A 262-nucleotide genomic window follows, 5' to 3' on the forward strand; every position below is an offset into this window, starting at 1 on the left:
TTGCGGTATTGCAGGAATTGACTGACCGCATCGTGCGCGGCGATAAGCTGGACAAAGACGTGACTCAGCAGCAGATGGAGTGGGTAGCACGCGCCCTGAACGTGCCGGCCACGTGTGTAAAGGACAACGGAAAGGATGGCTACTACATCGTGCATGCGGGTGGTGCTAGCGGTGTCCTTGACCCGATGGTATATTCGAGCGACGCATTTTATATTCAGGCAAAACTTCGCATGTCGATCAAACAGTGGTCAGAATTTGACGA

The 262-nt window shown here is 53.1% G+C and carries 1 protein-coding gene; it reads left to right on the forward strand.

Features of this window, described 5'->3' with window-relative positions; translation table 11 throughout:
* Positions 1-262, forward strand: a 262-nt coding sequence (locus AC1RPV_RS07975; protein WP_481764232.1) for a hypothetical protein, incomplete at both ends; no start/stop codon positions are given.

It is taken from the genome of Dellaglioa sp. CoH-55-MRSF-9 (assembly GCF_056782155.1).